At 62.0% G+C, this 24,339-nt stretch carries 22 protein-coding genes; 5 read left to right on the plus strand and 17 right to left on the minus strand.

Going from position 1 to position 24,339, the window contains the following annotated elements:
- The 3 genes from LD28_RS0108850 to LD28_RS0108860 all read left to right on the plus strand — a co-directional run.
- Window positions 1-187: iron chelate uptake ABC transporter family permease subunit (locus tag LD28_RS0108850; RefSeq protein WP_033136613.1), on the plus strand; the 187-nt coding region annotated here is incomplete at its 5' end.
- Window positions 187-1,068, plus strand: a complete 882-nt coding sequence (locus LD28_RS0108855; RefSeq protein WP_277619816.1) for an ABC transporter ATP-binding protein — start codon at window positions 187-189, stop codon at window positions 1,066-1,068. The genes LD28_RS0108850 and LD28_RS0108855, both read left to right, overlap by 1 nt.
- Before the next feature lie 4 nt (window positions 1,069-1,072).
- Window positions 1,073-1,990, plus strand: a complete 918-nt coding sequence (locus LD28_RS0108860; RefSeq protein ID WP_033136632.1) for an ABC transporter substrate-binding protein — start codon at window positions 1,073-1,075, stop codon at window positions 1,988-1,990.
- Window positions 1,991-2,109: 119 nt separating this feature from the next.
- Here the strand turns inward: LD28_RS0108860 and LD28_RS0108865 are convergent, their stop codons facing one another.
- The 4 genes from LD28_RS0108865 to LD28_RS0108880 form a co-directional block, all read right to left on the minus strand.
- Window positions 2,110-2,466, minus strand: a complete 357-nt coding sequence (locus LD28_RS0108865) for a copper-binding protein (RefSeq protein WP_033136614.1) — start codon at window positions 2,464-2,466, stop codon at window positions 2,110-2,112.
- A 44-nt stretch (window positions 2,467-2,510) separates the two neighbouring features.
- Window positions 2,511-5,639 (minus strand): efflux RND transporter permease subunit, encoded by a 3,129-nt coding sequence (locus LD28_RS0108870; protein ID WP_033136615.1) that lies wholly within the window; start codon window positions 5,637-5,639, stop codon window positions 2,511-2,513.
- Window positions 5,636-7,156, minus strand: coding sequence for an efflux RND transporter periplasmic adaptor subunit (locus LD28_RS0108875; protein WP_033136616.1), 1,521 nt, complete (start codon window positions 7,154-7,156; stop codon window positions 5,636-5,638). The genes LD28_RS0108870 and LD28_RS0108875 overlap by 4 nt, the downstream gene beginning before the upstream one ends.
- 302 nt (window positions 7,157-7,458) lie before the next feature.
- Window positions 7,459-7,956 carry a hypothetical protein gene (locus tag LD28_RS0108880; protein WP_241462275.1) on the minus strand — a complete coding sequence of 166 codons (498 nt, stop codon included), beginning with the start codon at window positions 7,954-7,956 and terminating at the stop codon, window positions 7,459-7,461.
- 403 nt (window positions 7,957-8,359) lie between these two features.
- Here LD28_RS0108880 and LD28_RS0108885 point away from each other — a divergent pair, with 403 nt between their 5' ends.
- Complete coding sequence (locus LD28_RS0108885) at window positions 8,360-9,568, plus strand: OmpP1/FadL family transporter (protein WP_033136618.1); 1,209 nt, start codon at window positions 8,360-8,362, stop codon at window positions 9,566-9,568.
- A gap of 186 nt (window positions 9,569-9,754) precedes the next feature.
- Here LD28_RS0108885 and LD28_RS0108890 read toward each other — a convergent pair whose 3' ends face one another.
- The 11 genes from LD28_RS0108890 to LD28_RS0108940 all read right to left on the minus strand — a co-directional run bounded on the left by LD28_RS0108890 (window position 9,755) and on the right by LD28_RS0108940 (window position 22,506).
- On the minus strand, window positions 9,755-12,859 hold the full coding sequence (locus LD28_RS0108890) for an efflux RND transporter permease subunit (protein WP_033136619.1): 3,105 nt from the start codon (window positions 12,857-12,859) through the stop codon (window positions 9,755-9,757).
- Window positions 12,860-12,868: 9 nt separating this feature from the next.
- Complete coding sequence (locus tag LD28_RS0108895) at window positions 12,869-14,068, minus strand: efflux RND transporter periplasmic adaptor subunit (protein ID WP_033136620.1); 1,200 nt, start codon at window positions 14,066-14,068, stop codon at window positions 12,869-12,871.
- Between the two features lie 206 nt (window positions 14,069-14,274).
- A complete protein-coding gene (locus LD28_RS0108900) occupies window positions 14,275-15,027 on the minus strand; it encodes an energy-coupling factor ABC transporter ATP-binding protein (RefSeq protein WP_081959477.1) in 753 nt (250 codons plus the stop codon).
- Complete coding sequence (locus LD28_RS0108905; protein ID WP_050514282.1) at window positions 15,014-15,832, minus strand: energy-coupling factor ABC transporter ATP-binding protein; 819 nt, start codon at window positions 15,830-15,832, stop codon at window positions 15,014-15,016. Before LD28_RS0108905 ends, LD28_RS0108900 begins: the two co-directional genes overlap by 14 nt.
- The gene (locus LD28_RS0108910; protein ID WP_033136621.1) at window positions 15,829-16,530 is read right to left on the minus strand and encodes an energy-coupling factor transporter transmembrane component T; all 702 of its coding nucleotides are present in this window, start codon (window positions 16,528-16,530) and stop codon (window positions 15,829-15,831) included. The genes LD28_RS0108905 and LD28_RS0108910 overlap by 4 nt, the downstream gene beginning before the upstream one ends.
- Entirely contained in the window at window positions 16,530-17,108 is a 579-nt protein-coding gene (locus LD28_RS0108915; protein WP_033136622.1) for an ECF transporter S component, read from the minus strand. The genes LD28_RS0108910 and LD28_RS0108915 overlap by 1 nt, the downstream gene beginning before the upstream one ends.
- Before the next feature lie 8 nt (window positions 17,109-17,116).
- Window positions 17,117-17,548: a PPC domain-containing DNA-binding protein gene (locus tag LD28_RS0108920; RefSeq protein ID WP_033136623.1), complete on the minus strand. Its 432-nt coding sequence runs from the start codon at window positions 17,546-17,548 to the stop codon at window positions 17,117-17,119.
- Between the two features lie 144 nt (window positions 17,549-17,692).
- Complete coding sequence (gene xthA, locus LD28_RS0108925; protein ID WP_033136624.1) at window positions 17,693-18,499, minus strand: exodeoxyribonuclease III; 807 nt, start codon at window positions 18,497-18,499, stop codon at window positions 17,693-17,695.
- 115 nt (window positions 18,500-18,614) lie between these two features.
- Window positions 18,615-19,577, minus strand: coding sequence for an ion channel (locus LD28_RS0108930; protein ID WP_033136625.1), 963 nt, complete (start codon window positions 19,575-19,577; stop codon window positions 18,615-18,617).
- Between the two features lie 66 nt (window positions 19,578-19,643).
- Window positions 19,644-21,290: a tetratricopeptide repeat-containing response regulator gene (locus LD28_RS0108935; RefSeq protein WP_033136626.1), complete on the minus strand. Its 1,647-nt coding sequence runs from the start codon at window positions 21,288-21,290 to the stop codon at window positions 19,644-19,646.
- A gap of 169 nt (window positions 21,291-21,459) precedes the next feature.
- Window positions 21,460-22,506 (minus strand): FAD:protein FMN transferase, encoded by a 1,047-nt coding sequence (locus LD28_RS0108940; RefSeq protein WP_033136627.1) that lies wholly within the window; start codon window positions 22,504-22,506, stop codon window positions 21,460-21,462.
- 335 nt (window positions 22,507-22,841) lie between these two features.
- Between LD28_RS0108940 and azu the strand changes: the two genes are divergently transcribed.
- Window positions 22,842-23,282 (plus strand): azurin, encoded by a 441-nt coding sequence (gene azu, locus LD28_RS0108945; protein ID WP_033136628.1) that lies wholly within the window; start codon window positions 22,842-22,844, stop codon window positions 23,280-23,282.
- An 88-nt stretch (window positions 23,283-23,370) separates the two neighbouring features.
- On the opposite strand, the gene LD28_RS0108950 is transcribed toward azu, so the two are convergent.
- A complete protein-coding gene (locus LD28_RS0108950) occupies window positions 23,371-23,928 on the minus strand; it encodes a HutD family protein (RefSeq protein ID WP_033136629.1) in 558 nt (185 codons plus the stop codon).
- Window positions 23,929-24,013: 85 nt separating this feature from the next.
- Window positions 24,014-24,339: DUF480 domain-containing protein (locus tag LD28_RS0108955; RefSeq protein ID WP_033136630.1), on the minus strand; the 326-nt coding region annotated here is incomplete at its 5' end.

A 24,339-nucleotide genomic window follows, 5' to 3' on the forward strand; every position in this document is an offset into this window, starting at 1 on the left:
GGTGAAAGACCGGGTGGTGCCGCTCTGGCTGGCGGCGCTGAGCGGCGCCTTGCTGCTGCTAGCCAGCGATACCCTGGTTCGGGTGCTGGCCAGCCCCCACGAGGTGGCGACCGGCATCATGACCCGCATTCTCGGCGGCCTGTTGCTGCTGTTTCTTCTTGTTAACGATCGCCAGAGGGCTGACTGATGACGCTCACCGTAAATCGCCTCCATTTCGCCTATCAGCAGACCCCTATCCTGCGGGACATCTCCTTCAGCGTGCCGAGGGGCAAGCTGGTGGGGATCGTCGGCCCCAACGGCTGCGGCAAATCGACCCTGCTCAAGCTGTTATCCGGCCAGATGAAAGCCCAACGCGGCGAGATCCTGCTCAAGGGCAAGCCGCTCGCCAGCTACCCCATGAAGGGGCTGGCGCGGGAGCTCGCCTATCTGCCCCAGCGACCGACCCTGCCTGCCGGCATTCTGGTGGAGCAGCTGGTGCAGTATGGCCGCCACCCTCATCAGGGCTGGTTCAATCAGTGGGGCGAGGAGGATGCCCGCATGGTGCGTAGCGCCTGCGAGCGAATGCAGCTTGAAAGCATCTGGCAACAGAGCGCCGCGTCTCTCTCCGGCGGGCAGGCGCAGCGGGCGTGGCTTGCGATGATCCTGGCGCAGGACAGCGACATGGTGCTGCTCGACGAGCCCACCAGCGCCCTCGATATCGGCCACCAGACCGAGGTGATGGAGGCGATTCACCGCATCACCGCCGAGGGCAAAACCGTGCTGCTGGTGATCCACGATCTGGCGATGGCGGCCCGCTACTGTGACGAGCTGATTGCCATCGGCGAGGGGACCATTGCCGCCATGGGCCCGGCCCGGGAGGTGGTAACCAAGTCCCTGATCGACCGTCTCTACCAGACCAGTGTCGACATTCTGCATGCCCCCGGTGACGGGGCGCCCATTATCGTGCCCCGTCGTCACGAACATGGCGCGCCCTGCGTTCGGCGAGTTGAGTCATATGGGCCTGCTCTGTGGGCCCACCGAGTGTATCAACGCGGCCGATTATCCGGGCCGCGCAACGAGAAGGAGTGAGATGATGAAGCGTTTTGCCGCCCTGGCAGCAGCCATCCTGATGCTGGCCGCCCCGTTGGTTCAGGCGCAGGAGATGCGTGAAGTGACCGATGCGTTTGGCCAGAAGGTGCAGGTGCCGGTCAAGCCACTGCGAGTGGTGACCTTGAGCGAGTTCGATCTCGACAGCGCCCTGACCCTGGGGCTGACCCCCATCGGTGCCGTCAATGGTCGTGGTCAGCCCACCATGCCACGTTACCTGCTGGAGAAGGGGGTAAGCGATATCAAGGTGATCGGCGATCTCGACAGCCCCAATCTGGAGTCGCTGATTGCACTGGAGCCCGACCTTATCCTGACCGGCCAGACCCGTCCCGAGCTGCTGACCTTGCTGGGGGAGATCGCGCCGACCGTGGTGACCAGCAAGTGGGGTGAACCGTGGCAGGATAGCTTCCGCCGCACCGCCTACACCCTTAACCGTGACCAGCAAGCTGATGTCTTCTTGCTGCAGTATGCCGAGCGGTTGGCCCATGCCCGCAGCAAGCTGGCCAAGCATCAGGGGGAGAGTATCAGCATAGTGCGCTGGAACCCCAAGGGGCCGAGCTTTATGTATCAGGGCACCTTTGCCAGCAGCGTAGTGGAGTCGATGGGGCTGGTGCGTCCGGACAAACAACAGGGGACTGGCGCGCCCCACTCACCGGCGCTCAGTCTGGAGTCCCTCAACCTGCTGGATGCTGACTGGCTGGTAATAGGTACCCTGAGCGCTACCGGCGAAGCGGTCGATGCTATGCGTCAGGCGGAGCAGACCCCGGCGTTCCAGCAGTTGCCGGTGATCAAGGCCAAGCGTTTTGGTGCCGTGGACGGGTCGCTCTGGACCTCCAGCGGTGGCCCGCAGGCGGCCCTCAAGGTGATCGAGGATGTGGAGCAGTTGCTGGCAAGCCGCAGTTGAGCACCATCGCGCACTTGAGGTTTACCAAGCCAAAAGAGTGACCAAAAGAAGAGGGAGGCTGATGCCTCCCTCTTGCGTTGTCACTATCTGCCGCGACTTCTTCGGCGAGCCAGAGCCGTTTATTGCGGCTGGATGGTGGTGACGGTGAGTTTGCCGCTCAGGCTTTCCGCATGAAAGTGGATGGCATCCCCCACCTTGAGCCCCTTGAGCTGGGCCGGATCGGCCACTCGAAAGACCATGGTCATGGGGGGCATCTTGAGGTTGTCGATCGCCTCGTGCTTGATGCCGACCTTGCCGCTCTCCTCATCGAGGCGGGTAATGACCCCTTTGGTCATCACCTGCTCTCCAGTCATCTGCATATCCATCCCCTCCATCTGGGACATATCGTGCCCCTCATGGCTCATGGTCATCTCGGCCCGGGCATGGAGAGAGGCAAGGCCAAGCAGCAATGTCAGGGTCAGTGTCTTGTAGTTCATGATGGTTTCCTCATCGTTTAGTCAATATGGATCGTGAAATCGCGTTATTCGGATTGCGGGTTCGCGCTCTTGCCAAGGCTGCGGCTGCGCCACAGGTAGTAGGCGGCAGGTAGCACCAAGAGGGTCAGCACCAGCGCGCTCACCATGCCGCCGATCATGGGGGCGGCGATGCGCTGCATCACCTCGGAGCCGGTGCCGTGGCTCCACATGATGGGCAGCAGGCCGGCGATGATGGTGACTACCGTCATCATCTTGGGACGCAGGCGCAGGGCTGCGCCGTGGATCACCGCCCGGTGCAGCCCCGCCTGGTCCGGCTTGCCGCTGGCGATGAGATCGTCCCAGGCGTGGTTGAGGTAGACCAGCATCAGGACGCCGGTCTCCACCGCCACCCCGGCCAGGGCGATAAAGCCCACTCCGACCGCCACCGAGAGGTTGAAGTCGAGCAGCCAGAGGGTCCAGATCCCCCCCACCACCGCCAGCGGCAAGGTGGTGAGAATGAGCAGCACCTCCTGGAAGCGGCGAAACGCCAGATAGAGCAGCAGCACTATGATGGCGACGGTTAATGGCACCACGTAGGCGAGGCGCGCCTTGGCCCGCTCCATGTACTCGTATTGGCCAGACCAGGTTAGGGCGTAGCCCGCCGGCAGCACCAGCTGTTTACCCACCTGTGCTTTGGCTTCATCGACGAAGGAGCCGATATCGCGGCCGCGAATATCGACGTAGACCCAGCCGTTGAGCCGCGCGTTTTCACTGCGCAGCATGGGGGCCTCGTCGCTGATGTAGAGCCGGGCTACGTCCGCCAGGGCGATACGCGCACCGCTCGGGGTGACCACCGGCAGCAGCTCCAGGCTGGCCACCGAATCGCGATAGCTCTGGGGATAGCGCAGGTTGATAGGGTAGCGCTCGCGCCCCTCGATGGTCTGCCCCACTTCCATGCCGCCCACTGCGGTGGCGAGCACCGCCTGCACATCGGCGATGTTGAGGCCGTAGCGAGCCGCTTTCAGCCGGTCAATATCCACCTTCACGTAGCGGCCACCGGCCACCCGCTCGGCGTAGACGGAGGCAGCCCCCTCCACCTTGCCGACGATCTGCTCAAGCTGCTGGCCAAGTTGTTGAATCACCTTGAGATCAGGCCCCGCAATCTTGATGCCGACCGGGGTCTTGATGCCGGTGGCCAGCATGTCGATGCGGGTCTTGATGGGGGGGACCCAGGCGTTGGTGAGACCGGGGAAGCGGATAAGGGAATCCAGCTCCTCTTTCAGCTTCTCCGGGGTCATGCCGGGGCGCCACTGGTCGCGGGGCTTGAGCTGGATGCTCGTCTCCATCATCACCAGATCGGCGGGGTCGGTGGCCGATTCGGCGCGCCCCGCCTTGCCGAACACGTTCTGCACCTCGGGCACGGTGCGAATGAGTTTGTCGGTCTGCTGCAAAATCTCCCGCGCCTTGCCCACCGAGATATTGGCTGCGGTGGTGGGCATGTACATGATGTCCCCCTCATCGAGCGGCGGAATAAATTCGGAGCCCAGATACTTGAGCGGCCAGAAGCCCGCTACCGTTACCACCGCCGCCAGCATCAGGGTGGTTTGCGGGCGCGCCAGTACGGCCTTGAGCAGCGGGATATAAGCCTGGCTCAAGCCACGGTTGAGGGGGTTGGCTTGCTCGGCCAGCACCTTGCCACGGATGAAGTAGCCCATGATCACCGGCACCAGCGTGATGGCGAGCGCGGCCGCCGCCGCCATGGCGTAGGTCTTGGTGTAGGCGAGGGGGTGGAACATCCGCCCCTCCTGCGCCTCCAGCGCGAACACCGGCAGGAAGCTGATGGTGATGATCAGCAGGGAGAAGAAGATGGCGGGGCCCACCTCGATGCTCGCCTCGGTGATGATGCGCCAGCGGTTCTTGTCGGTGAGCGCCTCCCGCTCCATGTGTTTGTGGACGTTCTCGATCATCACGATGGCGCCATCCACCATGGCGCCGATGGCGATGGCGATGCCACCAAGGGACATGATGTTGGCGTTGATCCCCTGCAGGTGCATGACGATAAAGGCCACCAGAATGGCGATGGGCAGGGTGATGACCACAACCAGCGACGAGCGCAGGTGGAACAGGAAGGCGAGGCAGACCAGTACCACCACGGCAAACTCCTCCAGCAGCTTGCCGGAGAGGTTGTCGATGGCGCGCTGGATAAGGTCGGATCGATCGTAGACGGTGACCACCTCCACCCCCTCTGGCAGGCTGCTTTTCAGCTGGGCGAGCCGCGCCTTGACCCCGTCGATGGTGTGCTGGGCATTCTCGCCATAGCGCATGACGATGATGCCGCCCACCACTTCCCCTTCGCCATTGAGCTCGGCCAGACCGCGCCGACTCTGGGGGCCGGAGACCACATCCGCCACGTCACCCAGCAGCAGCGGGGCGCCGCGTACCGTGGTGCCGAGGGGGATCCGCTTGAGGTCTTTGACGCTCTTCAGATAGCCGTTGGAGCGGACCATGTACTCCGCTTCCGCCATCTCGATGACGGAAGCGCCGGTCTCCTGATTGCCCTGCTTGATGGCGGTTTCGATAAGGGAGAGCGGGATGCCGTAGGCGCGCAGCTTGTCCGGGTCGACCTGCACCTGATACTGGCGCACCATGCCGCCGACGGTGGCGACCTCGGAGACCCCTTCCACCGTCTGCAGCTCGTACTTGAGGAACCAGTTCTGCAGGGAGGTGAGCTCGCTCAAGTCATGTTTGCCTGTTCTGTCCACCAGCGCGTACTGGTAGACCCAGCCCACCCCGGTAGCATCGGGGCCAAGCTGGGGGCGGGCGGAGGCGGGCAGATTGGGGGCAACCTGACTCAAATACTCCAGCACCCGGGAGCGGGCCCAGTAGAGATCGGTGTTGTCATCAAACAGCACGTAGACAAAGGAGTCGCCGAAGAAGGAGTAGCCGCGCACCGTAGTGGCCCCCGGCACCGCCAGCATGGCTGTAGTGAGCGGGTAGGTCACCTGATCTTCCACCACCTGGGGCGCCTGGCCCGGATAGGAGGTCTTGATGATCACCTGCACGTCGGAAAGATCCGGCAGGGCGTCCACCGGGGTCTGCTTGACCGACCAGAGCCCCCAGGCGGTGAGCATGACGCTCAGCAGCAGCACCAGAAAGCGGTTGCCTACTGACCAGCGAATAATTGACGGGATCATGGCTTGGCTCCCATATCGTGCTGGCTATGGTTCATCCCTTCCATCTCATCCTTTGCCTGCTCCGGAGCGTGGCCGCTGGCCGGGGCACTTTCCTTGGCACTCTCCTGATGGATGGTGGTGATGCGGTACTCATCCCCCTCCTGCATCACCTGCAGATGGAGGGTTTGTCCCTCGGCCAGCTTGCTCATATCGACCCCATCCGCCACGGTGAACTCCATCTCCATGGCGGGCCACTGCCACTCGGGGATGGGCTGGTGGGAGACCATCAGGGTGCGGCTGGCCAGATCGATGCTCTGTACAGTCCCTTGCGTCCACACCTGCGCCGGGCGCACCGCCGTCATGCGCTGGAAGTCCGAGTCGATAGCCGATTCGGAGTCGAGCAGGAACTGGGCGGAGCTGACGATGCTGTCCCCTGCCTCTACCCCTGCCTTGATGGCGACCTTGTCGCCAAACTGGGGGCCGAGAGTGACGGCGACTGACTTGAAGTTGCCATCCCCCAACGCCAGCACCAGCCTGTTCTGACTGCCGGTGCGGATCACCGCTTCGCTCGGCACCACCAATTGCGGTGCTCCTTTGCCAGTGCGGATGGCCACCTTGGCGAACATATTGGGTTTCAAAAACTCGTCCGGGTTGTCAAAGCGCAGCCGCACCTTGAGGGTGCGGGTGGCAGCATCCAGGGTCGGGTAGAGGTAATCCACCTTACCTTGCCAACTGCGACCGGGGGCATAGTCGAGGGTCATGGTGACCGGGTCCCCCACTTTCAACTGGGCGGCCTGACGTTCGAACACCTCGGCGCTGACCCACACCTGCTTGAGGGTGCTGATGTTGAACAGGGCTGCGGCGGGCTCCACAAACTGCCCCTCGCGCACTTTGAGCTCAGAGGCATAACCGCTGCTGGGGGCGTAAATGCTGATGGTTTCGCGCACCTGACGGCTGCGTTTGAGGGCTGCGATTTGATCTGCCGGTACCTGCAGGGACTTGAGCTTGCCCTCGGCGGCGCGCAGCAGCAGCGGGTTGGCGGTGTTGAGAGCCAGCAGGTATTCGTGCTGGGCGTTGACCAGATCCGGCGCGTAGAGCTCATAGATGAGGCTACCCTTGGTGACCCTCTGCCCTTCGCTCTTGATGGCGAGGGTGCGGATCCAGCCCGCCATACGGGCGTTGATGGCCTCCAGCCGATCCTCGTCATAACCGACGTAGCCGACTGTCTCGATCTGCTGGTGGATAGGCAGTCGCTCGACCTTGGCCAGTCTCACCCCCAGGTTCTGCTGGATCTCGGGGTTGATGGTGACGGTGCCCGGTGAGCCGTTTTTCTGCTCCTCATAGACGGGGATAAAGTCCATCCCCATGTTGTCTTTGGCAGGGGCATCGCGCTTGTCGCGGGGATCCATGGGGTTGACCCAGTAAAGGGGGGTCTTCTCTTTGGCGCTGGTGCCATCGGAGGTCTGTTTGGCGGCCCAGTAGCCGCTACCGGCGCCAAGGGCGATCAGCAGGGCTGACATCAATACTGTCTTGTTCATGACTGGCCTCCGGCGCGGATCTGCATGCAGAAAGTGCAGGAGGGTAATGCGCCCGCGAAGGCAGCAACCTTGGACGGTGAAAAGTGGGCTGGTGACATGATACGTCTTCTCTTGAGCAGGCCGCCGGGCGGGTGAGGTGCAAGGCATCACCAAAGGGGCTGGCGGCAAACGGGGCGCTGCTGACGAATCAGCAGACGCACGGCTCCCTGTTGCTGGCGGCGCCAGTGGTCACAGGGTCAAGCGATAAAGGTGTGCAGATAGTGGCAAGGCGAGCCTTGCCCCATGCACGGGAGAAGATCGTTCTAGTGGCGCAGCACCGACAGCATCAGATGTCGGCGCGGCCAGGAGGGAGGGTGAGAGCCACGGCTGCGCAGGAAGGGATCCCGCAGCCAGTGATCGAGCAGATGGCTGGCCGAGCCCAGATAGGGGAGCAGCAACAGCGGCAAGATAAAGAGGGAGAGCAGCATGCCAAACAGCGGCAGGGCGCTGGCCGCGCCAGAGACGCCGGTCTGCATCTGGCAGTTACCGCTTGGGGTAGCGTCATCTCCCATCCCCTGATGGCAGGAGAGAGGGACGCTGCTGTGTTGGATATCCGTCATGGCCATCGGTGCGGCCATCTCGCCGTCGCTCATGGCCATGTTGTGGGGCTGGGCGGCCGTTTGTTGGGGCGAATTGTCGAGCGCTTGTTGCGCCCCATGCCAGCTGATGCAGAGGGTCAGATTGCAGATAAGCAGCATCGCCAGCAATAGCCGGGCCAACGCAACTGAGGGCAATCTTGCAGCGAGCAGGGTGAGTGACAATCCGGGCATCCTTCAGGATCAGATAGTTGGACTGTAAACCTTACCTTCAGGAGAAGGTCAATGGTCGTGCAACGTGTGTGAGCGATGACACTCCAATCTTAAGCAATGCTTAACTGTTGCGTATCCCCAACCCTAATGACGATGTGGCTGCCTCCCTTTAGGATGCGCGCCTGTCAGTTTCCACTATTGAGTGTCGGCACCTTCTCCCGCTTCAGCATTGCGCTAGCAGCCGGACATCGGGTCGACAACCCATGCTTGCCAGCCTTATCAATAGCGTGACGCCATGAACGCGCTGCATAAAGCCGTGGGCCTCCCGGACGCTGACAGCCAGAGAGTCAAACCGCGTTTTTGAGCAGCACGCCTTGCCGGGTGCTCACCATGTTCATTATTCAGGAGTATTGAAATGCAGCCACGACTGCTGTCGCTGATGCTTGCTGCCTTGCTGAGTCCATCAGCAATGGCTGGCGGCCTTGCCCTCTACGAAACCAGCACTGCCAACAGTGCGCTGGCCAACGCAGGGGCTGCCGCCCGTGCCCAGGGGGCAGAGACCATCGCAAGCAACCCGGCCGGTATGACCAAGCTGGAAGGCACCCAGCTGCAGGTCAATGGCGGTGTGGTATACGGCGACCTTGAACTGGATCTGGACAAGGGTGGCAATAACGGCGGCAATGCCCTGCAGACCGCGCCGCTGGGCAGCCTCTATCTGACCCACGCCATTGATGACCAATGGGTCGCAGGTATCGGCGTCTTTGGCAGCCATGGTCTGGGTATCGATTATGGCGATGGGTGGGAGGGTCGTGGCTATGCCCAGTCTGCCAAGCTGACCGGCATCGCCTTTGCACCGAGTCTGGCCTACCGCATCGACTCCAACTGGTCGGTGGGGGCCAGCCTGATCGCCATGCATGGTTCACTGGATGCCTCGCTGGATATGACGCCGGGCATGAAGGATGGTCGCGAGTTTTCCGATAGCGACTGGGCGTACGGCGCCTCCTTCGGGGTGCTCTACGAGCTGGATCAGCACTCCCGTATCGGCCTGAGCTACTACTCCGAGCTGAAGTGGGAGTTGGAAGACAAGTTGTTCTCTGCCCCGGTATTGGGCGGCGTCGGTGGTTTGGGTGTGGATATGATGATCCCGCAGACCGTCACCCTGAGCGGCTATCACCAGCTCAACGACCAGTGGGCCTTGCTGGCCAGCGCCAACTGGCAGCAGTGGTCCCGTTTTGGCGACATCGATCTTGCGTTGGGGCAGCAGAGCCAGACCAAGGATATGCACTACAAGGACACCTGGCATCTGAGCCTGGGTGCCCAGTTCGATGTGACACCGGCCCTGCGGCTGAGCAGCGGCATTGCCTATGACAGCAGCGCCGTGGACGATGCCCACCGTACCGTCACTTTGCCGATGGGAGAGGGTTGGCGCTGGGGTCTGGGCGCCAGCTATCAGCTGAGCCCGGCCACCAGGGTGGAAGCCAGCTATACCCTGGCCTGGCTGGGGGATATGGCGGTTGACCAACAGGGTTTTGGCAACAACGTAATAGGTCGTCCTGATATCTCTGGCACCTACAACAACAGCTACCTCAACTTCTTCAACATCGGTGTGCAGCACCAGTTCTGAGTCACCATTCATGCGAGCACTCACGGGCAAGCCCCCACTGGTTGGGGGCTTCTTGGTGAGGTGTGACGTGGCTGGTTGTCTGCTCTCCCGTGATACGAGCTGATATTCGCGCAGTTTGCCTTGTGAGTGGCAGACATAAAAAAGCCCCTCCATGAAGGAGGGGCTTGATCAGGTTGAGCGGAACGGTCAGGCCCGTTTCTCCGAGCGGCGCATGATGAGCCGGAAGAAGAGCGGGATAAAGAAGATGGCGATAAAGGTGGCCGCCAGCATGCCGCCTATGACCGGCCAGCCGAGGGCGTGACGGCTTGCCGCACCGGCCCCGCTGGAGGTGACCAGCGGCACACAGCCGAGGATGAAGGCGAGCGAAGTCATCACGATGGGACGGAAACGCAGGCGCGCCGCCTCCAGTGCCGACTCGATAAGGCTCATCCCCTCTTCGTGTTTCATCACCGCGAACTCCACGATCAGGATGGCGTTCTTGGCGGCAAGGCCCACCAGGGTCACCAACCCGATCTGGAAGTAGACGTTGTTGGTCAGACCCACCAGCCAGGTGGCCAGCAGGGCGCCGAACAGGGCGAACGGTACCGCGGTGATCACCGCAAACGGCAGGCTCCAGCGTTCATACTGGGCGGCCAGGATGAGGAAGATCATCACGATACCGAAGCCGAACGCGGTGCCGGCGCTGCCTGCGGCCGCTTTCTCCTGATAGGCGGAGCCGGTCCACTCCAGCTTGGCGTCGTTGCCCAGGGTGTCGTTGGCAACGGCTTCCAGCGCGGCGATGGCCTGACCCGAGCTGTAGCCGGGGGCGGGCTGGGCCATGATCTTGGCGGCCTGGAAGATGTTGAAGCGCTCTACCAGTTCGGGGCCGGTGGCATCACGCACCGTCACCAGACTGCTGAGCGGGATCATCTCCCCCTTGTCGGAGCGGACATAGACGTTGCGGATGTCGCTCTTCTTGGCGCGGTAGTCTGCTTCGGACTGCAACTGCACCCGGTAGGTACGGCCGAACTGGTTGAAGTCGTTGACATAGACCTGACCGAAGGTGGCCTGCATGGTGTCGAACACCGCGTTGATCGGCAGCCCCAGCGCCTTGGCCTTTTCGCGATCCAGGTCCAGATAGACCTGCGGCACGTTGGCGCGGTAGGTGGTGGTGACGCTGGCAAACTCCGGACGCTCCTTGGCCGCTTCGAGGAAGCGCTGCACTTCGCCGGAGAAGGCCTGGGCGTTGCCGGTGCCACGGTTCTGCAGATAGGCCTCAAGGCCACCGGTGGTGGACATCCCCTGAATGGGAGGCGGGTTGAAGGAGGCGACGAAGCCATCCGCCAGCCCCATCAGGCTCATGCCCTGGAAGGTCTTTGCCAGCGAGAAGGAGTCCTGCCCGGCACCCTGACGCTCGCTCCAGTCCTTCAGGGTAATGAAGGTCATGCCGCTGTTGCTGATGATGGCATTGGAGAGAATGTCAAAGCCCGAGAAGGTGATGACATCCTTCACATGGGGGTTGGCCATGGCAATCCGGTCAAACTTGTCAGCTACTTCCTGGGTACGGCTCATGGAGGCGGCATCCGGCAGCATGACGGCGGAGATGAGGTAGCCCTGATCTTCGTTCGGTACCAGCTCGCCCGGCACCTTCAGGAAGAGACCGTAGATGGCGATCAGCAGCACGGCGATGATGCCGAAAGCCACGCCCACCCGACGGTTCAGGAAGGCCACCCCGCGCACGTAGCGGTTGGTCAGCTTGTCAAAACTGTTGTTGAACCAGACGAAGAAGCGGGCCGGTTTGTGGTGTCCCTCCTTGAGCAGTACGGCACACAGGGCCGGGGAGAGGGTCAGTGCCACCAGACCGGAGATGGCGACCGAGACCGCGACCGTGATGGCGAACTGCTTGTACATCACCCCTGTCATGCCGCCCATAAAGGCGACCGGCAGGAACACGGCGCAGAGCACCAGTACGATGGCGACCACCGGACCGGAGACCTCCTGCATGGCGAGGATGGCGGCCTCTTTGGGCGAGCACTTCTTCTCGCTCATGATCCGCTCGACGTTTTCGAGCACCACGATGGCGTCATCCACCACGATACCGATGGCGAGCACCATGCCGAACAGGGTCAGCAGGTTGATGGAGAAACCGAGCACCAGCATGCCAGCGAAGGTCCCGATGAGCGACACCGGCACCGCGATACAGGGGATCAGGGTGGCGCGGAAGTTCTGCAGGAACAGGTAGACCACCACGAACACCAGCACGATCGCCTCGAACAGGGTGTGTACCACCTCTTCGATGGAGATCTTCACGAACTCGGTGGTGTCGTAGGGGATCTGGTACTCGATATCCTGCGGGAAGCGCTCCTTGAGTCGCTCCATGGTGGCATGCACCGCATCGGCGACCGCGACGGCGTTGGCGCCCGGTTGCAGATAGGTGGCAATACCGATGGCCGGTTTGCCGTTGGCGCGGGCCACCAGATCATAATCCTTGCCCCCCAGCTCGACCCGGGCGACATCGCGGACCCGGATCTTGGAGCCATCGGGCATGGAGCGGACGATGATGTTCTGGAACTCCTTCACATCCTCAAGGCGCCCCTTGGTCTGCACCGTGTAGGTGAAGTCGATGGGGGCCGTGGTGGGCTGTGCACCGATCTTGCCTGCCGCGAACTGGGTGTTCTGCTCACGAATGGCGCCGATCACGTCGCTCGGGGTGAGCTCGAGCTGGGCCAGTCGATCCGGCCGCAGCCAGATGCGCATCGCATAGTCGGTACCGCCAAACAAGGTGGTATCACCGATGCCGGGAATCCGCTTGAGCTCGTCGATGATGTTGAGCAGGGCGTAGTTCGACAGATAGGTGGTATCAAACGAGCCGTTCGGTGACTGGAGGGTGACCACCTGCAGGATGGAGGTCGATTTCTTCTTGACCGTCACCCCCTGCTTTTTCACCTCTTCCGGCAGCTGGGCCATGGCGGCCGAGACTCGGTTGTTGACGTTGATGGTGGCCTGATCCGGATCGGTGCCGATCTCGAAGTAGACGTTGAGGTTCATCTGGCCGTTGGAGGCCGACCCCGACTGCATGTAGATCATCCGCTCGACGCCGTTGATCTGCTGCTCCAGCGGCGCCGCCACGGTCTGGGAGATCACCTCCGGGGTTGCGCCCGGATAAAACGCCGTGACCGAGACCACCGGCGGGGTGATCTGGGGATATTGCTCGATGGGGAGCGCGCGCATCGCCGCCAACCCGCCCAGCACGATAATGATCGAAATCACGCTGGCGAAGATGGGGCGTTCTATGAAGAACTTGGAAAACATACGGGCTCCTTACTTGGCCGCAGACTGGCTGACCACCTTGCCGGTGATCGCCTGCATCTCTTCGGCAGAGACAGGTTTCACCAGGTTGCCGGGACGGGCCTTCATCAAGCCTTCGACGATATAGCGCTCACCGGCTTGCAGGCCGCTCTCGATCAGCACGCCGGAGTCGACCGCTACGCCCAGAGTCACCGGACGGGGCACCACCTTGTTGTCGGCATCAACCACCATCACCATGCGGTCGGCCTGAGACTGGACGATGGCGCGGGGCGGTACCACGATGGCATTCTTGCGCAGGCCCAGATCGATGGTCATGCGGACAAACTGGCCGGGCAGCAGCACGCCGTCCTTGTTGTCGAAGATGGCGCGGGCACGGATGGTGCCGGTCTGGGGATCGACCCGGTTGTCGGAGAAGTTGAGCTTGCCCGCCTCCGGATAGAGGGAGCCATCGGCCAGACGGATATGGGTGCGCCAGGTGGTGGCATCCTTCGCCTCAATCAAGCCCTTCTTCACCGAGTTCTCGAAGTTGAGGCGATCCTGCTCCGAGTAGGAGAAGTTGACGTAGAGCGGATCGAACTGGGTGATGGTGGTGAGCAGGCCGTTGTCGCCGCTGGTGGAGATAAGGCTACCCTCGGACTGGGAGCTCTTGCTCGCCATGCCGTTGATGGGCGCGGTCACCTGGGTGTAGCTGAGGTTGAGATCTGCCTCTTTCACCTTGGCCTGAGCGGCTTGATGGCTGGCGATGGCTGCTTCATAGTTGGCGATGGTGTCGTCATAGTCCTTGCGGCTCACTACCTGACGCTTGAACAGGGGAATGATGCGATCCCGGTCGGCGCGGGCCTTGTTGAGACGGGCCTGCTCCTGAGCTAGGGTCCCTTTGGCCTGCTCCAGCGCCACCTTGTAGGGCTCCGGGTCAATCAGAAACAGCTCCTGACCGGCGGTAACCGGCTGGCCTTCCACATAGGTGCGCTTGAGCAGGATGCCACTGACCCGGGATCGCACATCGATCTCGCGAAAACCGGCGGTCTCTCCCACCATCTCGGTGGTGAGCGGCACATCGGTCAGCTTGACCTCGGCGACCACCACAGGGACGGCGGGCATGGTCTGGGCCGTCTGGGTCGTCTCGCCGCCACAGGCACTCAGACCGCTGATCAGCGCCAGGGTCAGCAAGCTGCGTTTGTAAACCTCTCTTCCGGCATTGGGCACCTTCATCATCACACTCCTGTTGGATCGATTTCGGCTGCTGCGTTCAGCATATTTCTCCATACACATCATTAACTTCATGATTAAAAAAACAACTTCTTTATGATTGGAATGAGAGATGATAGGGCGGCAACCTTGAACACAACCTTCTCAACGTGGCAATTAAGGTTGCCGATTGACGAAAAAAGCCTGACGTTTTCCGATATGGGCGGGGATCAGCGGGGATGTTCGGCCCGGGCGAGGGCTGCCAGCAGCAGGGCGCTGCTCTTCTCGTGTTGGTTATAGCCATTAAGGGCTGAGAGTCGTTCGGCTGCGGGGCCGTGGGCCACCAGACGGCCTGCTTTCAGCTCGATCAGCGTGGTGAAGTTGCGTCTGACAAATTCGGCATCGTGACTGATGGCCACTATGGTGGTGCCCTTCGCCCGTTCACTGGCCAGCCAGCGTTCCAGAATGGCAAGCCAGTGGGGATCGAAATCCCGGCTCGGCTCGTCGAGCAGCAGCAAGGCGGGCTGCATGGCATGGAGGCAGGCCACCGCCACCATCCGCCGCTGGCCGGCATCGAGATCGAGCGGATGGGATGCCGCCCATTGTGTCAGCTCGCACTGTTCCAGTGCTGCGGCGACCCGCGCTTGAGTCTCCTCGCGCGGCCGCTTTTGCAGGCGCAGGCCGAAGGCTATCTCATCGTCAACCCGGCTGTGAAAGAGCTGGCGCTCCGACTCCTGAAACAGAAAGCCTATCTGACTGGCGCGTGCCAGTGCCCGCTGCTCGCAGAGCCCCTGCTGTTGCCAGCTCACCGTGCCGGAGGTGGGGGCCAGCAGACCCGCCGCCAGTCGCAGCAGGGTCGACTTGCCTGCGCCGTTATCCCCGACGATGGCTACCTGTTCCCCGCTGGCAATCTGCAACGTGATGTCGTGCAGACAGGGATTGTCCGGCGCCCACGAAAAACAAAGGTGGTCAAAGCTCAGCATAAAACTCCCGCAACATGGCCAAAGGGTAGGGATGGTGGTGCGGGTCGCGCGTCTGCAACGCCTCGCGCAGGGAGTCCGGCAGGATCACCCGCCCTGGCAGGTGGGGCAGCACCTCGCCCAGCTCGCCGCTGGCCAGCTGGCGGCCATGGTCGAGCAGCATGAACTGTTCGCAGAAGTGCGCGGCCGGAAAGAGCCGCTGTTCCAGCAAGATGACGCTACAGCCGCTCTGCTCGCTGTAGCGGCGGATCTGCCGCAGCAGGGTGTGGCTCGCCTCCGGGGTCAGACGGCTGAAGGCTTGATCCAGGATCAGCAGCTTGGGCGCCATCGCCAGGGCACAGGCCAGCACCACTCGCTGGGCCTGCCCTCCTGACAGGGAGAGGGGATGTTGCGTCGCCAGCTCCTCGCAGTGACAGCACGCCATGGCATCAGCCACCCGCTGGCTGATCTCCGCCACCGGCAGCGCCAGATTGGCCGGGCCGAAGGCCACCTCATCCGCCACCGAAAAGCAGCAGCCGGAAAATTGCAGATAGGGTGATTGCTGCACCCATTGGCGTTGGGCAGCCTGTTCATTGAGCTGCCCCCTGTCGTGGGGAGTTCCGAGGATTGTGCCACTCCCGGCCAGGGTGTTGAGGTGCAGTTGGGACCAGCCTCCCGCCAGCAGTTGGGCCAGCAGGGATTTTCCCGCCCCGTTGCCGCCGAGGATGGTGAGCCACTCGCCAGTGCCCAATTCAATGTCGAGAGGCCCCAGCTGAAAGTGGTCAGGGTGGGTCGCATGGCCGATGGTCAAACCTTGCAGCGATATCATGGCCACCACCTCCAGACGATCTCCAGCAGCACCAGCATCAGCAACAGATAGCGCAGCAGCGGCTCATGGCGCTGCTGCGGGATCTCGACCACGCGGGTGCGGGTTGGCTGGCTGCGAAAGCCGCGCAGATCCAGCGCCATGCTGTGGGTGGCCAGCTCGCTCAGCGCCTGCCCGACCAGCGGCGAGAGCAGCGGGATAGTGGCCTTTAGCCGTGCCAGCGGATGGCCGTCAAAGGGGACGCCCCGGGCTAGCTGGGCCTCCTTTATCGCACGCAGCTGGTGGCCTAGTTGTTCTTTGAGCAGCAGCGGGCCGCAGCAGAGGTAGGAGAGGGCGATGGGCAGTCGGCTGGCAAACAGTGCATGAACAAACCGCTCGGTCGAGACCGCCCACAACCAGAGCTGGGCGCTGGCCAGACAGGCCAGCAGGCGACACCAGAGGGGCAGAATGGGGAAGACGTCGCTGGCAGGCGTTTCTGGCATGCCGAGCAGGATCCGCAACCAGGGGCCGTGCACCAGATAGAGCCCCAGCCCCAGCGGCAGCATCACCGCCAGCACCAGCTTGAGTCGGGAGCGGGCCCCCGGCAGCAATACCAGGGCGAGCAGCGGCAGCAGGCTCCAGCCCCAGAGCCAGGGGGGCGGCAGCACGCTGGCCGTGACCGAAAACCAGAGCCAGAGTGCGAGGGAGGTAAACGGGTGCATCAGCGCACGGCGGCCATCAGCGGGAAGTGGCGCAGGGTGCGCTGAGGCAGGCGGCGTACCAGCCCCCACGCGATCAGCACGGTCAGCAGCTTGTCCAGCAGGTTGGTGCCGAGCACAGTGACGGCGACCGACTCTTGCAGATCGCTGCCCATGGCATGCAGGTAGGCCACCATAAAGTCAGCACCGCTGCCGGTGGCGCCACCAAACAGGTAGGAGCGGATGGGAATGGCCACCAGGGTGAGCGCCAGGGTGATCACCACGCTGCTCACCACTACCTTGGGCAGATTGTTGAACCAGCCTGCGCGCGCCATCAGTCCGGCGCTGAGGCCAATCATCATGGCGACCGGGGCAAAGGCCGCGGCGATGGGGCCGGTGAGCAGGCCCCACAGCAGGTTGGTGAGCAGACCGGTGGCGACCGCCATCCAGGGGCCTGCCAGAATGGCGCAGAGCACAGTCCCGATGGAGTCGAGGAAGATGGGCAGCTTGAGCATGGAGACCGCCTGTCCCGCCACCATGTTGATGGCGATGCAGATGACCATAAAGGCCAGGTTGTAGCTGGAGAGTTTACTGACGGACATAGTGATCCTCACAAGGTTCTGGGGGTAATAAGCAGCTCTTCATAGCCGGATTGGGGGCAGGGGGCACGGTCAAAACGGTACGCCTCCAGCTCCCCCACCACCAGCTCGAGGGTGGTGCGCACCCGGCAACCGGGCAGCACATGGCCGCCGCGCATCAATCCCTGCTCGTCAGAGAGGGAGAGGTGCAGGTGTTCGCACTCCGGGTCCAGGGTGCCGCCGAGGGCGATCACCTCGAAGGCCCCCTCCAGCAGGGTGCCATCGGGCTGGGCGGCATAGCGCAGATTGGCGTGGGTCAGGCTGCCGACCGCCCCGGCGATCCAGGCCGCCTGCAGGCCATGCCGGGCCATATGGGCGCGCAATCCGGCGATCAGATCCTCCCCCGGCAACAGGCGCAGGGCCAGAAAGCGGGCGGGGGAGAGAGGAAGGTGAGTGGTGGTCACGTCAGGCACTCCTTGCTGCAAAAAGGAAGGTGCCCTGAGGCACCTTGTCTGGATAGGCTGTTTACGCCCTTTTATCGCTGGTAACCGCGAGCCGCTTCACAGTTTGCTAACTCGCACCGGCTAATCGGTTAACCTTGCACCGCATCAGGCGAAGCAGGCCCAGATGGGGGCGTGGTCGGAGGGCTTCTCGATGCCGCGCAGCTCATAGTCGATGCCGGTCTCGGTCACTGTGTCCTTGAGGGCGTCGGAGGCCATGATGAGGTCGATGCGCAGGCCGCGGTTCTCGTCAAAGCCCTTGGAGCGGTAGTCAAACCAGGAGAAACGCTCGCACTCGGTGGGGTTGGCGGCGCGGAAGGTGTCGGTCAGGCCGAACCCTTTCAGGCGCTCCATCCATTCCCGCTCGATGGGCAGGAAGGAGCACTTGCCATCCCGCAGCCAGCGCTTGCGGTTCGCCTCGCCGATGCCGATGTCGAGATCGGTGGGGGAGATATTCATATCCCCGATCAGCACCAGTTGGTCATCCGGGGTGTGGTTGGTCTCGAGGTAGTGCTGCAGATCCTCGTAGAACTTCTGCTTGGCCGGGAACTTGGTCTCGTGATCCTGACTTTCACCCTGCGGGAAGTAGCCGTTCATCACCTTGATGAGAGAGCCATCTTCGCGCTCGAAGGTGGCCATGATCATCCGGCGCTGGGCCTCTTCGTCGTCGGTGGGGAAGCCTTTCTCCACCTTGACCGGCTTCTGCTTGCTCATGATGGCGACCCCGTAGTGGGCCTTCTGGCCGTGAAACGCTACGTGATAACCCATGGCCTCCACATCGGCCAGCGGGAAGGCTTCATCGTGCACCTTGATCTCCTGCAGGCCGATCACATCGGGCTGGTGCTTGTCGATGATGGCTTGCAGTTGGTGCAGACGGGCGCGCAGGCCGTTGATATTGAAAGAGATGATCTTCATGTCCGAGATGCTCATGTCATTTTTATAAGTCGCTATTGGACTCGGAATCGGCGGCGGATGCAAGTTTGGCCGCGGGCCTGCGTCAGTGGCAGGCTCCGCGGGATGGACAGGGGTGTCAGCGGGTCATCTTCTTGACAAACACCACCACAAACAGCGCCAGCGTAAAGCTGCCGGTGAAGGCCTCGAAGGCGGCGAAGATCCTGGAGAGACCGACCGGGGTAAAGTCGCCATAGCCCAACGTGGTGAAGGTGACCACGCTGTAGTAGAGGCATTCCAGCAGGAAGATGGCGTTCTCTTCAAGGGGTGCCTCTGGTCGGTAGATAAGGTAGTTGCCCGCGAAGTTGAGGCCGCAGAAGAAGTAAAAAATGCTGCAGATGAAGATGAGCAGCAACGAGAAGAGCACCACCCGTATCGGGGCCTCACCATAACCGCAAAAGAGATCGACCACCCAGGAGGTAAAACGCTGGCTCGACCAGAACGGCAGTTGCAACCGGCGCATGGTGAGCTCCTGCTGGATATAGTTGCCGGACATGGTGAAGATCCCCTGCGCCTCGGAGGCTTTGCGCAGATCCCGGTAGGTCTCTTCCGCCTCCTTGAACCAGACACGCGCATGTTTGGGATCCCGTTCGCGCCGCCCCTTGCGATCCTGCATCACCCGTTTGCCGGTCTGCATGTTGTCGAGCCGGGTGTTGTGCCAGCGGATGCCGAGCAGGTTGACGTCATCGAGGGTGGCGCACTGTAGGTTGGCATCGCTGAGATCGGCCTTCATCAGGCTGCCGCCCTTCATGCGCAGGCCGTAGAGATGACCGCCTCGCAGGTTGGCGCGATAGAGGTTGCACTGCTCCAGCAAAAATCCCTGATCGGACTCCTTGTTGACCAGATTGAGGCCCGCCAGATTGGCCCGTGACAACTGCAGGCCGTGGCAGAGACCGCCAGCGCGAACGTACTGTTCGAGCGCCTCGGCGGTGTGGGCTTCCTGATGGGGTCTGTGGGGATCATGCCAGTGGCAGAGCTCGTGCTCGCCAGCCTCTTCACTGCAGTGGCGGCCATCGGCCACCAGATAACGACACATCGCCATCTTCGTTTCCCTCGTATTGCCGAACTGGTTTCAGCATAGGCGGGGAAAAGGGGGCGTGGCGGCGTCTTAGCTGTGCTGGTTGAACTCCTGACGCAGTTTGCGGAAGCGATCCTGCTGGGCCGGGTTCAAGGGAATGCCATCGAGTACATCCAGCGTCTCCTTGCACTCGGCGCCAAATTCCGGGCTATTGCGGTTTTTCTGCATCAGTTGCAGCAGCACCTGGATCTTGTTGAGGGCGGCACCGGTATTGGCCGGGGCACGGCGCAACGCTTCGCGGAAGTGGCCAAGGGCCTGTTCCAGTTCGCCCGCCTGATAGGCCTTGATCCCCAACTCGTTGAGCTGTTGATAGCGCTGGCGGCGCTCCAGCACCGTCTTGTCATCCCGGGTCGCCTGGATGCAGGTGGTGAGCAGCCGGTCTTCATCCTCCGCCAGCAGACTCTGCAGGCTTTCGGCGTACTCAAACTCGCCGAGCTGGTAGAGGGCGAGAATAGTTTCGCCGAGCAGGGTGGGGGGCATGGTGGCCGGTTCATCGAGCCAGTTCTGGTTGGCGCGATAAAGCATCTTCTTGCCCTTGATCAGCTCCCCCAGTGCAATCTGCACCCGGGCCTGACAGATCTGTTCGAACACCGGGTAGTTGAACTCAGACATCATCAGCGAGTCGCGGATGCGCGACAGGGCCGCGTTGACCTGTTTTTGCAGGTTGGCGATGTGGTAACTGTCGTTGCTGTTAAGGGCGTAGAGGGTCAGGGTCTGGATATAGGCCCCCAGATAGTGGGGGGTGCGGTGGATGGAGTTGCGCGACAGGTCGATGAGCGACAGCAGCACATCCTTGGCCTGGGCATAGTCGTGGCGCTGCAGGCACACCTCTGCCAATCGGCGGGAGAGCTGCACCGACTGGGGGGAGATATCCACCGCCCGTCTGAGCTCTTGCTGCGCCTGTTCATCATTGCCAAGGGCCAGCAGGGATTCCGCCAACCAGCGGTGGGCCTCTACCATCAGCGGGGTATTTTTGAGGGTTGCTTGCAGGTGGCTGACCGCCTCTTCATGGAGCCCGAGGGTGTTGCAGGCTTTGCCAAGGGTGAGTCGTGCCCAGCTGTTCTCCTGCCCGGCCAGCAGCTGGCGCATCAGGGAGCGCGCCTCCTGCGCCTGACCCAGCTTGAGGTGGGTATCGGCCTGCACGCAGCGGCAGTAGTTGGCAAAGCGGGGCACCGCATCGGCCCGCTCGGCGCAGGCAGTGAGCAGGGCGGGCAGGTTGTTCTCGGCCAGTGCGGTAAAAACCGTGGCCAGGGCGTTGTGCCGGGTGAGGGCGCGTTTGAGGCGAAACGAGAACTGCTCCTGTGAAAACGGCTTCATCAGGTATTCGTCGGGTTCGGCCTCCAGTGCGCTCAGCACCATGGCGCGGGAGCTGTCGCCGCTCACCATGATCACCACGCTCTGGGGCGGGATCAGGTTCTGGTCACGCAGGCTCTCCAGCAACTGGCGGCCGTTTTCGCCGATCCCCAGATCGTAATCGATGAGATAGATATCGAAACTGCCCTTTTGACAACGGCGGCGCGCATCTTCTGCGGTATTGGAATAGGTGATGTTGCTGATGCCCAGATTGATCAGCATCGCCTTCATCATCACCTGAAACGAGCGCTGCTCGTTGACCATCAGGATGCGTTGGGCTTTGGCAGGGGTTCTCTTTTCGGGCTCTTTTTCCGGTGTCTGCATCTGTCTGGGTCGAGGCGCTACGGGCTGATGGGGGAAAGTGTGCCACCAAAGTCCACGAAGAGGCAATTGGCCAAGTTGCCGATTGCGAACCGTCTCAGTTTGTCAGCCTCTTGCCAGCGATGAGTTAAGAGGGGTTAAAGGAGAAGGCCCTGTTGCCAGGGCCTGGAACTCACCGTTTTTTCTCTGCCAGATAGGGGGCGAATTGGGGCGTGTACTCGGCTTTGAAGCCCTTGTCGGTTTTGATGATGAGATAGACCGCCAGCTGGTGTCTCTTGGCAAATGTCATCGCTTCATCGGGGCCCATCACCATCAGGGCGGTATCGAGGGCGTCGGCCTCCAGCGCCGTGGGGGTGATGACGCTCGCCGAGACCAGCTTGTGAGTGACCGGCTGGCCGGTAGCGGGATCGATGATATGGGAGTAGCGCTGGCCATCCATCTCGTAGTAGTTGCGATAGCTGCCCGCGGTGCTGAGCGCCATGCCGTTGGGGATGACGATATCGGAGAAGGCCCCCGGCTGATCGGAGGGTTCGACGATGGCCACTTTCCATGGCGAGCCCTTGCTGTTGTTGCCCTTGCTGCGCACCGCGCCGGCCACTTCGATCAGGTAGTTGTGTACCCCCTTGTGCTCGAGCAGGGCGGCAATCTCGTCAGAGGCGGCCCCTTCGCCGAGGGTGGAAAGATCGAGATAGAGATCCGGGATCGTTTTTTCAAGCAGGAAGTGATCCCCCTGCGGGGTCAGGGTCAGCTTGTCGATGCCCACCTTGTGGCGGGCGGCGGCGATGGCTGCGTCATCGGGCCGCTTGACTGGGCGTTTGTCCGGACCAAAGCCCCACAAATTGACCAAGGGGCCTACGGTCACATCCAGCTTGCCGTCGGTCAGCTTACCGGCATCAATCCCCTGCTGGACTATGATGGCCATGGCGGGCGGGATGGCAAACGGGGTGTTGGCGGGTCCCTGATTGAAACGGGAGATGAGCGAGCCCGGATCGTAGGTGGAGATCTCCTTGTTCATCCGGGCCAGCAGGCTCTCTACGTCGCTTTTGAGGGAGGGCTCCCCGCCGGGGTAGCGATCGCTCAGGGTCACCACATAGTAGGTGCCCATGGTTTTGCCCTGAATACGGGTCTGGGCAGGCGGGGTAGGCTGGCAGCCAGCCAGCGCCAACAGCAGGGTCAGCAGCAGGCCACGCAGGGCCGCCACGGGGGGCATCGCAATCATCCGGCACTCTCATCTGGAGAAGGTTCATATCGGGTTGCCAGCTTAGCCAAGGGGCGCCCGCCGGGCGAGCCCTGATGGGGGCAATCGGCGGGAAAAGGGCAGAAAAAATTAAACAGTTTTGAACCTGTGGCCGCCGCGGGTCGTATGGTCCATCCGGAGGGGGGAGATCGACAAGTGCGGCACCGTCTGGTGACCTGGCCCGCAGCTTTGGCCAAAAGCCATCGCCGATTGAAGACAATTGAGTAAAATGAAGGTCGATTTAGACGGCATCTTTGCGAAGCGCTCACCGCATCCGCCAAGTCGGTGCCATCCATTGCCAATCAAAGGAGAAGATGATGAAAAAGGCGATTACCCTGCTGTTTCTGAGTACCCTGGCCGCCCCCGTGCTGGCAGATGAGTGTGCACTGGTCATCGAAGGCAATGATGCCATGCAGTACAACCTGAAAGAGATGAGCGTACCGGCCACCTGCAAGGAGGTGACGGTCACCCTGAATCACACAGGTAAGCTGCCGGTGACCGGCATGGGCCACAACTGGGTACTGGCCAGCACCGCCGACTATCAGACCGTGGCGACTGCCGGGATGAGTGCCGGGGCAGAAAACAACTATCTGCCCAAGGATGATCCCCGGGTGTTGGCCCACACCAAGCTGATTGGCGGCGGCGAGAGCACCAGCGTGACCTTCAAGACCGACGGTCTGGCAGGCAAGGATCTCACCTTCTTCTGCTCCTTCCCCGGCCACTTCGCCATGATGAAGGGCTCCTTCAAGGTCAATTAAGGTTCTGACCGGCATCGAGCCGGTTGCCTGAATAGCAAAAGCCGGGATATCCCGGCTTTTTCATGTTTTTTGCAAGCTGACGCCAGCGCTATTTACCCTGCAGAGTAAAGAAGGCGATGGCGGTCTTCTTCTGGCAGTCGAAGTGAATGCTCTCTTCACCTGTTACCACCAGTGTCTCGTTGATGGCCACCTCTTTGCCCTGCACGGTCAGCTGGCCGCTCAGCAGGTGGCAGAGGTAGGTTTTCTCTGGCTCAAGGGTAAGGGTCAGCGGGAAGGGGAGGTTCAGCACCCGCACGTTGGCGCTGATGCGATCCGGGTGGTAAATCAGCCCCAGATCGGTCACCTCTTTTTTCAGCAACTCGCAGTGGGTCTCCTCATCGCCGCTAAAGTGCGCCGCCTCGAAGGTGGCGTAGGGGTGGCCGTTGAGCACAAAGCCTGCCCCGCTCACCGGCAGCAGAATGCGCTGATAACCGGGAAAGGGGGAGAAGGGGCCCGCACTCTTGATGGGGGCCGAGCTTAGCCGGTAGTCAAAGTCGAGTTTGGCAAGGCTCGTCCCCTTGGGGGAGATGAGGATCTGGCTGGTGGTGCCCTGCTGGTTTTTCCAAGGCATCTTCTGGTGGTCAGACTCTTTAATCAGGGTGATCACGGGCACTTCCTCACGATGAAAAAACGCAGGGAGCCGGGGACATCAGCCCCGGCTCCCTGATAGAGATTGGCGATGGTAAAGGCGATCAGCCCTGACCATCCAGCGCAGCCAGTCGTGCTTCCATGGCGGCGAGACGGCTCTTGAGCTCGCTCACCTCCTGCTCCAGCTCGCTCAGGCGATCGGCGGCAGGGGAGGCATAGGCCGCGGCAGGGGTGGCATCCATCATCGCCTGAATGTCCACTTCGCCGCTGAACAGATGGGCATAGCGGGATTCGCGCTTGCCCGGCTCGCGCGGCAGCTTGACCACATAGGGGCCGCACTCGATGAGGCTCCCCAGCACCGCATCCACCTCGGTCACATCATCGAAGCTGCAGAGGCGGTTGGTGCGCGAGCGCAGTTCACCGGGGGTTT

This window comes from Aeromonas finlandensis (assembly GCF_000764645.1).
GTDB classification, from domain to species: domain Bacteria; phylum Pseudomonadota; class Gammaproteobacteria; order Enterobacterales; family Aeromonadaceae; genus Aeromonas; species Aeromonas finlandensis.